This is a genomic window from Sphingorhabdus sp., assembly GCF_046596595.1.
In the GTDB taxonomy this organism is placed as follows: domain Bacteria; phylum Pseudomonadota; class Alphaproteobacteria; order Sphingomonadales; family Sphingomonadaceae; genus Sphingorhabdus_B.
On the sequence record NZ_JBKJMB010000093.1, the window covers coordinates 1 to 9,986 of the forward strand.

Annotated in this window: 10 protein-coding genes and 2 pseudogenes; 11 read left to right on the forward strand and 1 reads right to left on the reverse strand. The window is 58.6% G+C overall.

The window, feature by feature from the left end:
• The 7 genes and pseudogenes from ACLL9E_RS08940 to ACLL9E_RS08970 form a co-directional block, all read left to right on the forward strand.
• Positions 1-1,681 (forward strand): annotated as a pseudogene (locus ACLL9E_RS08940) (glutamine-synthetase adenylyltransferase); the annotation flags it as partial.
• Positions 1,682-1,694: 13 nt separating this feature from the next.
• On the forward strand, positions 1,695-2,153 hold the full coding sequence (locus ACLL9E_RS08945; protein ID WP_411291393.1) for a peroxiredoxin: 459 nt from the start codon (positions 1,695-1,697) through the stop codon (positions 2,151-2,153).
• Between the two features lie 154 nt (positions 2,154-2,307).
• A complete protein-coding gene (locus ACLL9E_RS08950) occupies positions 2,308-3,114 on the forward strand; it encodes a ferritin-like domain-containing protein (RefSeq protein ID WP_411291394.1) in 807 nt (268 codons plus the stop codon).
• A gap of 108 nt (positions 3,115-3,222) precedes the next feature.
• Complete coding sequence (locus ACLL9E_RS08955; protein WP_411291395.1) at positions 3,223-3,954, forward strand: M23 family metallopeptidase; 732 nt, start codon at positions 3,223-3,225, stop codon at positions 3,952-3,954.
• Positions 3,955-4,062: 108 nt separating this feature from the next.
• Positions 4,063-4,398 (forward strand): HesB/IscA family protein, encoded by a 336-nt coding sequence (locus tag ACLL9E_RS08960; RefSeq protein ID WP_411291396.1) that lies wholly within the window; start codon positions 4,063-4,065, stop codon positions 4,396-4,398.
• A gap of 395 nt (positions 4,399-4,793) precedes the next feature.
• Positions 4,794-5,567: an exodeoxyribonuclease III gene (xth, locus tag ACLL9E_RS08965; protein WP_411291397.1), complete on the forward strand. Its 774-nt coding sequence runs from the start codon at positions 4,794-4,796 to the stop codon at positions 5,565-5,567.
• Positions 5,568-5,630: 63 nt separating this feature from the next.
• Positions 5,631-5,981 carry a hypothetical protein gene (locus tag ACLL9E_RS08970; protein ID WP_411291398.1) on the forward strand — a complete coding sequence of 117 codons (351 nt, stop codon included), beginning with the start codon at positions 5,631-5,633 and terminating at the stop codon, positions 5,979-5,981.
• On the opposite strand, the gene ACLL9E_RS08975 is transcribed toward ACLL9E_RS08970, so the two are convergent.
• A complete protein-coding gene (locus ACLL9E_RS08975; RefSeq protein WP_411291399.1) occupies positions 5,978-6,502 on the reverse strand; it encodes a TetR family transcriptional regulator in 525 nt (174 codons plus the stop codon). The two genes, ACLL9E_RS08970 and ACLL9E_RS08975, sit on opposite strands and share 4 nt — an antisense overlap.
• Before the next feature lie 99 nt (positions 6,503-6,601).
• Between ACLL9E_RS08975 and guaA the strand changes: the two genes are divergently transcribed.
• From guaA to purT, 4 genes and pseudogenes are all read left to right on the forward strand, one after another.
• Positions 6,602-8,176 (forward strand): glutamine-hydrolyzing GMP synthase, encoded by a 1,575-nt coding sequence (gene guaA, locus ACLL9E_RS08980; RefSeq protein ID WP_411291400.1) that lies wholly within the window; start codon positions 6,602-6,604, stop codon positions 8,174-8,176.
• A gap of 13 nt (positions 8,177-8,189) precedes the next feature.
• Positions 8,190-8,465, forward strand: a complete 276-nt coding sequence (locus ACLL9E_RS08985; protein ID WP_411291401.1) for a GNAT family N-acetyltransferase — start codon at positions 8,190-8,192, stop codon at positions 8,463-8,465.
• Between the two features lie 81 nt (positions 8,466-8,546).
• On the forward strand, positions 8,547-8,765 hold the full coding sequence (locus ACLL9E_RS08990; RefSeq protein WP_411291402.1) for a DUF2805 domain-containing protein: 219 nt from the start codon (positions 8,547-8,549) through the stop codon (positions 8,763-8,765).
• Positions 8,762-9,898, forward strand: a pseudogene (gene purT / locus ACLL9E_RS08995) (formate-dependent phosphoribosylglycinamide formyltransferase); the annotation flags it as partial. The gene ACLL9E_RS08990 and the pseudogene purT, both read left to right, overlap by 4 nt.
• Positions 9,899-9,986: the final 88 nt, after the last annotated feature.

Sequence of the window (9,986 nt, forward strand, 5' to 3'; positions counted from 1 at the left end):
GCGTACGGTCGAACATCGCCTGCAAATGCATAGCGACCGCCAGACGCACGAGATTCCGGCCAACCGCGACACCGCAGATGCCGTGGCGCGGCTGCATGGCCTGGCCGATGCCGATGCATTGATTGCGGCAGTCCAGCCGATCACCGCTCAAGTCGCGGCGATCTACGACCGCATGGTTGATGCAAATGGGAGCGAAGGCCCGCGCATGGCGGAAGAAGGCCTGCCGCTTGAGGAGCAGTTGACCGATTTGGGCTATGCCGACCCCGCAGCCGTGATGCAGCGACTAAAACGGTGGCGCAGCGGCAAGATCCGCGCAATCCGCAGCGCATCGGCACGCGACGCGTTCGAGGCTGTCTTGCCCGCGATCATGGCCGCGATGGCGCAGGCCCCTGACCGCGATCGCGCTATCGCCCGTTTCGACAATATGATCGAAGCCATGCCAAGCGCGATCAACGTGTTTCGCTTGCTTGAGGCGCGGCCCGGCCTATTGCAACTGGTGGCGAATATCCTGAGCTACGCCCCGACGCTCGCCGACGACCTTGGCCGCCAGAGCCGTTATCTTGACGCGCTGATCGATACCAGTGCGATGCATTTACCCGGCGACGTGGCGGCGTTGCAAGCGGCTATGCAGCGCCGGATCGGCGACGCCGACTATCAATCCACGCTTGATATCGTTCGCGATTATGTCGGCGAAAAGCGCTTCGCGTTGGGCGTGCAGCTGATTGAAGGGCGAAGCGATGCGCTCGATATCGCACGCAGCTACGCGCATTTGGCGCAAGCAGCGTTGCAGACGCTCACCGCAGCGACGGTGGCCGAATTTGAAAAGGTGCACGGCAAGGTTGCGGGCGGCGAGCTGATCATATTGGCGCTTGGCAGACTTGGCGGCGAAGCATTGACCCATGCGTCCGACCTTGACCTGATCCTGCTGTTCACGGGTGATTATATGGCCGAGTCCGATGGACCACGACCATTGGGCGCGACGCAATATTTTAACCGGCTGGCGCAGCGCGTGATCGCTGCGATGTCGGTGCCGACGGCATCTGGCGCATTATATGAGGTCGATACACGGCTTCGGCCCTCGGGCGCGGATGGCCTGCTTTGTGCGTCGGTCAAAAGCTTTGACCAATATCAGCGCCAGAATGCGTGGACGTGGGAGCATATGGCGCTGACGCGGGCGCGGGTGTTGTTCGGTTCGGCGGACGCGCGCGCGCAGGTAACAGCGATCATCCATGATGTTTTGCACGCGCCGCGCGACAGTGCCAAACTGCGCGACGATATCGCATCGATGCGCAAGGACATGGCTGCGCATAAACCGCCCAAAGGCGATCTGGATGTAAAGCTGTTGCCCGGCGGGCTGGTAGACATGGAATTCATCATCCACGCGCTTCAGCTCGAAACGCATGTCGGCTTGACGCCGCAGCTTGGGCCAGCAATTGACCCGCTTGTCGCGCAGGGCCATCTCCCGCCTGACTTTGCCAAGGCCTTTGCATTGATGGCGCGGCTGTTGGTCATGGTGCGATTGATTGCGCCAGATTGCGACACCCCGCCCCCGGCCGCGCAGATGCTGATTGCCCAAAGCCTCGCCTGTGCAGATTGGGAGGGCCTGAACGCGCAGATTAGGGATTATCGCGGGGTTGTCATGGACCAATATCAAAGCCTATTTGGTCCACGAGATTTTTGAAAAGGAACTGACAATGACCGACATTAATGACTCGCTTCCCGATGTGACCGTCGCCGATAGCGCAGGCATTGCGGTCAATATGGCGGCGCTCAAGGGCCCGTTCGTGCTGTATTTTTACCCCAAGGCTGACACGCCGGGTTGCACCAATGAGGCAAAGGACTTTACAGCCTTGGCCGACGACTTTGCTGCTTTGGGCTGTCCGGTGTACGGCATGTCCAAGGACAAGCCAGCCAAGCTTGCGAAATTTGCCGAGAAATATGCGTTGAACGTGACCTTGCTTTCGGACGAAGCCAGCGACGCCACCGAGCAAATGGGCGCTTGGGTCGAAAAATCGATGTACGGCAAAAGCTATATGGGCATTGACCGGTCCACTTATCTGGTCGGCAAGGACAATAAGGTCGCGGCGGTTTGGCGCAAGGTAAAGGTCAAGGACCACGCAGCCGAGGTGCTGGCGGCTGCGAAGGGTTTGTAGGTTTAGAAGTTGATCAGTGGATTTATACACCGTAGCCCTGAGCCTGTCGAAGGGCGCTTATAATGCTGGCGATTGATCTGATCGACGCCCTTCGACGGTCGCAGGCGCTCCGCACCTGCTGCTCAGGGCTACGGTCACTTGAAACAGTCAACGCATGACTGAGATGTCGACCACCCTCGCCCAAGCCTGCCTATCCGTCCTCACCACCGCCGATCCGCAGGCAAAGGTGATGGCCGCGCGCAAAGCCGCACGTGACTGGCGGCTTGGGCGGTTGGCGCATGCATTCGACGCCGACATGCCCGATTGGCCATCGCGGCCAGCGCACCCGATTTTGCTGCCGCCGGGTCAAATGCCCAAAAGACGCAAAGGTGGAACGCAGGCGAGCAGGGTCGCTATGCTGCATGCGTTGGCGCATATCGAATTTGCAGCGATTGACCTGGCGTTTGATCTGGTCGGGCGTTTTGGCGCAAAATTCCCGCGCGCATTTGTCGATGACTGGATGAAGGTCGGCGCAGACGAAGCGATGCATTTCGTCCTGCTTGACCGGCGCCTGCGTCAGTTGGGCAGGCATTATGGCGCGCACCCGGCGCATGACGGGCTATGGGAATCTGCGTTCGAAACGCGGCATGATGCGCTCGCGCGGCTTGCCGTTGTGCCGATGGTGCTTGAGGCTCGCGGGCTTGATGTGACGCCTGCGACGATCGTTCGATTCGAAGCCTCAGGCGATTCGGTGTCCGCGCGCATCCTGAATCGGATATATAATGATGAGGTTTCACACGTGTTAGCCGGAACAAAGTGGTTCGAGGCGGGTTGTACCGAATGCCAATTATTACCAAAACCTTACTGGAAAATACTGGTAAACCGGCACTTTAGTGGGTCGCTGAAGCCTCCATTCAACGACTCAGCGCGTTTGAGCGCCGGTTTGTCCCGTGATTATTACGGGGATGTTGCATTCGTTTGAACCATCGGACACCACTCTGTTCATAAGGGGTGGGCAGATCAACTGTCTTGGTCAAAATCGGGGCTGCGTCGGTAACGGCGCGGGTCGCAACATAAGGTAATGACACATATGGTATCCAGCGCTTTGGCTTCGCGCCAATCACTGATCCTTAAAGCTGCATCCGCGTTAGGTATATTGGTCGCGGTATCAGCCGCCACTCCAGCCCTCGCCAATTCAGCCGCCGCATCATCCGACACTTTCCGCATTTCACCCGAAGATTTAAAAGCCAACCAAACCGCCCTTGGCGTATCGGACCCAGAGTTCCGCGCATTGAACGACAGCTGGGGCCGCATCAATGGCACAACGACCAAGGTCGAAGTTGCCGTTCCATCGATCAACCCAGTTGAAATCATGAAATTCTCCAGCGGATATGGCTACCGCACTGCCCCGACACGTGGCGCAAGCCGCAATCACAAGGGCCTCGATATTCCAGGTCCAGTGGGCACGCCCATTTTCGCAACCGCCGATGGCACCATTGGCCGCGCTGAATGGGTTGGCGGCTATGGCAAGTTTGTTGAAATCAACCACGGCAACGCGGTTCAGACACGTTACGGCCATTTGTCGGCGATGAATGTCTCGCCCGGTCAACGCATTCGCAAGGGCGATATATTGGGCTATATGGGCTCGACTGGCCGCTCCACCGGAAGCCATCTGCACTATGAAGTCCGCATCGCTGGTGAAGCGATTAACCCCATCGCATTCCTGTCGCCATTGAAATCAGACCCAAGCGGCGCAAACATCTTGCTTGCCTCGAAAACTACTGATAGCAAAGCCATTGGCGGTCCAGCTGAAGGCGAGTAAGCGGACAGGCTAACGCATCACCTTTGGGAGAGGGTGTAATCTTGGGGGCTGGCATCGGAAACTTTGCCGCCCCTTTTCTTTGCCCGCCAGATGGCCTACATATCCCATATGACCGAAACTGAAGTCATTTCTATGACAGTGAATGCCGCGCGCCGCGTGGCCGAAATTGCAACGAAGCTGGGCAAGGACCCCGTGCTTCGGCTGTCGGTCGAGGGTGGGGGCTGTTCGGGTTTTCAATATCGCTTTGGCCTTGCGGACTCGGTCGAGGCCGATGACATCCGCGCCGAAGGTGATGGCGCATCGCTCGTCGTTGATCCCATGAGCCTTGACCTTGTGCGCGGCGCGGCGGTCGATTTCGTTGAATCGTTGGGCGGCAAAAGCTTCAAGGTCACCAACCCGCAAGCCCAGGCCGGTTGTGGATGCGGATCGAGTTTTTCGGTTTAGGCACGCGTTCCATCTGCAACATTAAGATGCTGAAACAAGTTCAGCATGACGACGTGGTGTGGATATTCGACACCGTCACCGTGAGCACCACAGCGTCACCCTGAACACCACACTGTCACCCCGAACACCACAGCGTCACCCCGAACACCACACCGTCACCGTGAACACCACAACGTCACCCTGAACTTGTTTCAGGGTCTATCATGCAGCACGCCTAGAGCAATAATGGATAAATGGACCCTGAAACAAGTTCAGGGTGACGTTTAATAATGCGCGATGATTCAGCTTCACGATGGATGCTGGAGTCGAAGGCGTGCAGAGCACAAACAAGTTCAACATGACAGAAGTTGCTAAAGTAGGTTCAGCACAGCAACTTTTCCCGCTAGGGTTCCGCAATGCGTATTGCGACTTACAACATCAACGGCGTCAAAGCGCGCCTTCCCCGATTGCTTGAGTGGCTGGAGGAAACGCAGCCCGACATTGCCTGTCTTCAGGAGGTCAAATCGCAGGACGAGGGCTTTCCCGTCGCCGATTTCGAACGCGCTGGCTATGGTGCGATCTGGCACGGGCAAAAATCTTTCAACGGCGTCGCGATACTCGCCAAGGGCACGCAGCCAGTTGAAGTGCAGCGCACATTGCCCGGCGACCCAATGGACGAACATGCCCGTTATCTGGAAGCTGACGTGTTTGGTGTTCGTGTTGCCAGCATCTATCTGCCAAACGGCAACCCGCAACCCGGGCCGAAATTCGACTATAAGCTTGCATGGATGCAGCGGCTTTATGCACGCGCGGCCGAATTGCTTGCGGCGGAAATTCCGGCAGTGCTGGCGGGGGATTATAATGTCATCCCGCACGCGCATGATATCTGGGCACCTGGCGCAATGCTCGACGACGCGCTGCGCCAGCCGGAGAGTATTGCGGCCTATCGCGCACTTTTGGGCCAAGGCTGGACCGACGCGCTGGCGACGCATTACCCGCAGGGCGGGGTGTGGACATTCTGGGATTTTCAAGCCGGCGCATGGCAGCGCGACCATGGCTTTCGTATCGACCACCTGCTGTTAAGCCCAAATGTAGCCGATCGCCTGACGCGCTGCGGCGTCGACAAAGACCATCGCGGCCGCGAAAAAGCGAGCGACCACGCTCCGACCTGGGTGGAACTGACTGACTAAATCGTTTATTGTAGCAGTCGCTACATTATGCTATATCCCCTTTGTTCAAAGGGAGGTTTAGCCATGCCGTTGTTCCGCGCTCTGCTCGTTGCGATTATATTGATCGTCGGCGTCTACACCAGCATCACCATCTCCAGTCACGGCATTGGCCTCTATGCGGTATTTTTTGGCGATATGGCGGAGATGACGTGGCGCGGGCAGTTCAATCTCGACTTTCTGTGTTTCCTGATCCTGTCAGGCGTCTGGGTCGCATGGCGGCACGAATTTACAGCGACTGGCCTCGTTCTTGGATTTGCGGCCTTTAACCTCGGCGCGCCATTTCTCGCTGGCTACCTTCTGGTGCAAAGCTACCGGACCAATGGAAACGTCCCTGCCATGCTGCTTGGGGAAGCAAGGGCCGCGCGCACGCGTTAAAGCGCTTTCGCGTTCACATCATCAAGTCCAATGCTTTTCAGGAACAGCATGCCTTCGATGCTGACGAACAATCGGGCGGCGTCAATGTCCCGTTGCGCATCGCTGTCTGACGCCAATTGCATTTTGCCCCACTCCAAAAATCCCCGGCCAATCTGTTCGCCCACGTTGCGATAATATGCGTCACCCATCGCCGCGCGTGACGCAACGTCAAGCCAGATCCGCATATATGGCCACAACGCATCGTCGAACAAGAACCCCGCCAGCTGGCGGCGCAATTCATCCAGAGGCAGCGGTTGCGGCGCGGTCCGGTCAGTCATCAACGCAACAAGCCGCGCGGAAATTTCCCCAAGCACAGCCGTGATGATTTCGGATTTGTCCTTGAAATAATACAGCAGCATCCGGTCGCTGGTTCCCGCCGCCTTGGCCAGCGGACGCAGGCTCGCCGCCGAAAGCCCCTCTGCCAGGACATAATCGGTCAGTCGCTGGACAATGTCCGCGCGGCGGGTATCGATTTTACTCACCCAATCACCATAGCGCATTGCATCCGATGGGCAAAGTCAGCGGTGGTATCTAAGCTGGGGTAACTAGACAGGTGGCGCGCCAATCACTATCGGCTGGCCATGCCAGACACCAAAACACACAGCGAACCTTCCGACTCCATCCTGATCATCGATTTCGGAAGCCAAGTTACGCAGTTGATCGCGCGCCGTGTGCGCGAGGCCGGGGTCTATTCCGAAATCGCACCGTTCAACAATGCCGAGGCGGCGTTTGCGCGGATGCAGCCAAAGGGCATCATTTTGTCCGGCGGCCCTGCATCCACCACACACGCCGACTCCCCGCGTGCCCCGCAGGTCGTTTTTGACAGCGGTCTGCCCGTGCTTGGCATCTGCTATGGCCAGCAAACGATGATGATGCAGCTTGGCGGGCATGTCAGCGAAGGCGAAGGCGGCGAATTTGGCCGGGCGTTCATTGAAGTCGAAAAACCCTGTGCGTTGTTTGACGGTCTTTGGGAAAGCGGCGACAAGCATCAGGTGTGGATGAGCCATGGCGACAAGGTGACAAGCCTTGCACCCGGATTTGAGGTGGTCGCGACCAGCGACGGCGCGCCTTATGCCTTCATAGCCGATGAGGCGCGGCAATATTACGGCATTCAGTTTCACCCCGAGGTCGTCCACACCCCTGATGGCGCGAAGCTGATTTCCAACTTCGTGCACAAGGTCTGCGGTCTGGCCGGCGACTGGACGATGGCGGAGTTTCGCGCGACCAAGATAGCAGAAATCCGCGCCCAAGTGGGCTCAGGCCGGGTTATCTGCGGCCTTTCCGGCGGCGTCGACAGCTCGGTTGCGGCGATCCTCATCCATGAGGCGATTGGCGATCAGCTCACCTGCGTCTTTGTCGATCACGGCCTTTTGCGCATGAACGAACGTGCGCAGGTCGAAACTTTGTTCCGCGACCATTACAACATCCCGCTCGTCGTCGTCGATGCCGAGGAACGCTTTATGGCTGGATTGGCGGGCGTCACTGACCCCGAGGCCAAGCGCAAATTCATTGGCGCTGAATTCATCAACGTGTTCGACGAAGAAGCAAAAAAAATTGGCGGCGCAGATTTCCTTGCGCAGGGGACCTTGTACCCCGATGTCATCGAAAGCGTCAGCTTTACCGGCGGGCCTTCGGTGACGATCAAAAGCCACCATAATGTCGGTGGCCTACCCGCGCGGATGAAGATGCAACTGGTCGAGCCGTTGCGCGAATTGTTCAAGGATGAAGTGCGCGTGCTTGGCCGCGAGCTTGGCCTGAATGACCAGTTCGTCGGTCGCCACCCCTTCCCCGGCCCCGGCCTTGCCATCCGCATTCCGGGCGAAGTGACCAAGGAACGCTGCGATGTTTTGCGCAAAGCGGATGCGGTCTATCTCGAAGAAATCCGCAACGCGGGGCTGTATGACGCGATATGGCAGGCCTTTGCCGTGCTGTTACCCGTGCGCACCGTTGGCGTGATGGGCGACGGGCGGACCTACGACAATGTCTGCGCCTTGCGCGCGGTGACCTCAACCGACGGCATGACCGCCGACATTTACCCGTTCGAAAGCGCCTTCCTGAGCCGCGTGTCGACGCGGATCATCAACGAAGTCAAAGGCATCAACCGCGTGGTTTATGACTATACGTCGAAGCCACCGGGAACGATTGAGTGGGAATAGGCATTTAGGCCCTATGACCGACCTGATTTACGAACCCGACAAGAACCGTTTCCGTATGCCAACTCCCGCAGGGGATGCCATAGTGAGCATCCGCTGGGAAGGTGACGTCATGGTTTTGCCCCATGCAGAAGTTCCCTCTGCGTTACGCGGAACAGGCGCAGGCGCGAAGCTGGCCAAGGGTGTGTTTGAACAGATTGAGGCGATGGGCGTCAAGGCGCGGCCGACCTGTCCGTTTTTGTTGAAGGTCGCAAAGTCAGACCCGCGCTGGCAGAATTTGTTCGGCGTCTAACCGACTGCGACCAACGACGCTGACACGGGACCGTGCGCATTTGATATTGCGCAAGACCACGAATGAAGCGAAAGCCGTTTCATGGCGAGCTTGTCCAATAACCTTTCCCCTGCGCAGCTCAGCGAGATCGTCGAGATGGCGCTTTCGGACCATATCAGTTTTGGCCAGATTTCCGATCAGCACAATGTGACGCCGGATCAGGTGAAGGCGATTATGCGCGCGCAGCTTAAGCCTGGCAGCTACCGCGCATGGCGCAAGCGCGTGCGTGATTTTGGAGACCGGCGGGAGCATTATAAGTGACACCAACTGCAAAGATACTTCTGCTTGGCTCGGGCGAGCTGGGGCGCGAATTTGTCATCGCGGCCAAGCGGCTCGGCTGCCATGTCATTGCCTGTGACAATTACGCGCATGCGCCAGCAATGCAGGTGGCGGACGAGGCGGAAGTCTTTTCGATGCTCGATGGTGCGGCGCTTGGCGCGGCAATCGAGAAGCATCAGCCCGATTTTATCGTGCCCGAGATTGAGGCGATCCGCACCGAGGTTCTCGCCGATTATGAGGCGAAGGGCTTTACCGTCGTTCCATCGGCGCGCGCGGCGCAGTTGACGATGAACCGCGATGCCATTCGCGATCTGGCAGCGTCCGAACTGGGGCTGACAACGTCGCGTTACGTCTATGCCGAAAGCCGCGAGGAACTGCACGCCGCGGCAGGAAAGCTTGGCCTGCCTTTGGTGGTAAAGCCAGTTATGTCGTCGTCAGGCAAGGGCCAAAGCACGATGCGGAGCGAGGCCGATATTGACGCGTCATGGGACTACGCCGCCGCCGGCATGCGCGGTGACAGGCTGCGCGTGATTGCCGAGCAATTCATCGATTTCGATTATGAAATCACCCTCTTGACGGTCCGCGCGCGCGATAAAGTCCATTTCTGCCCGCCGATTGGCCACCGTCAGGAACGCGGCGATTATCGTGAAAGCTGGCAACCCGCCGCGATGTCGGACGCAGCGCTGAAATCAGCGCAGGACATGGCGGCGAAAGTGGTTGATGCGCTTGGCGGCTATGGCCTGTTCGGGGTCGAGTTTTTCGTGAAGGGCGACGCGGTCATCTTCTCCGAATTGAGCCCTCGCCCGCATGACACCGGCATGGTGACCTTGGTGTCGCAAACGCTGACCGAGTTTGACCTGCATGCGCGCGCGATTCTGGGTTTGCCGATACCAGCGATAACGCTGCTCGGCGCATCGGCCAGTGCAGTAGTCCTCGCCGACCGCGATGCGCAGGATTTCGCAATCACTGGCCTCGCCGATGCGCTTGCACTTGGGAGCAAGGACGGCTTCGTCGACGCCCGCATCTTCGGCAAGCCCGTCACCCGCCCCTATCGCCGCATGGCAGCCACCGCAATGGCGCGCGCTGCGTCCGTGTCGCCGTTCGTTACGCGCGCCAGCGTCACTGCCATGCGGCGATAGGGGCGGGTGACGGGCTTGCCGAAGATGCGGGCGTCGACGAAGCCGTCCTTGCTCCCAAGTGCAA

Excerpts from the sequence above, each read along its gene's own strand:
- ACLL9E_RS08990 (WP_411291402.1), top strand. The coding sequence starts at position 8,547 with ATGGCGAGCTTGTCCAATAACCTTTCCCCTGCGCAGCTCAGCGAGATC.
- ACLL9E_RS08985 (WP_411291401.1), top strand. The coding sequence starts at position 8,190 with ATGACCGACCTGATTTACGAACCCGACAAGAACCGTTTCCGTATGCCA.
- ACLL9E_RS08960 (WP_411291396.1), top strand. The coding sequence starts at position 4,063 with ATGACCGAAACTGAAGTCATTTCTATGACAGTGAATGCCGCGCGCCGC.
- xth (WP_411291397.1), top strand. The coding sequence starts at position 4,794 with ATGCGTATTGCGACTTACAACATCAACGGCGTCAAAGCGCGCCTTCCC.
- ACLL9E_RS08945 (WP_411291393.1), top strand. The coding sequence starts at position 1,695 with ATGACCGACATTAATGACTCGCTTCCCGATGTGACCGTCGCCGATAGC.
- ACLL9E_RS08955 (WP_411291395.1), top strand. The coding sequence starts at position 3,223 with ATGGTATCCAGCGCTTTGGCTTCGCGCCAATCACTGATCCTTAAAGCT.
- ACLL9E_RS08950 (WP_411291394.1), top strand. The coding sequence starts at position 2,308 with ATGACTGAGATGTCGACCACCCTCGCCCAAGCCTGCCTATCCGTCCTC.
- guaA (WP_411291400.1), top strand. The coding sequence starts at position 6,602 with ATGCCAGACACCAAAACACACAGCGAACCTTCCGACTCCATCCTGATC.
- ACLL9E_RS08970 (WP_411291398.1), top strand. The coding sequence starts at position 5,631 with ATGCCGTTGTTCCGCGCTCTGCTCGTTGCGATTATATTGATCGTCGGC.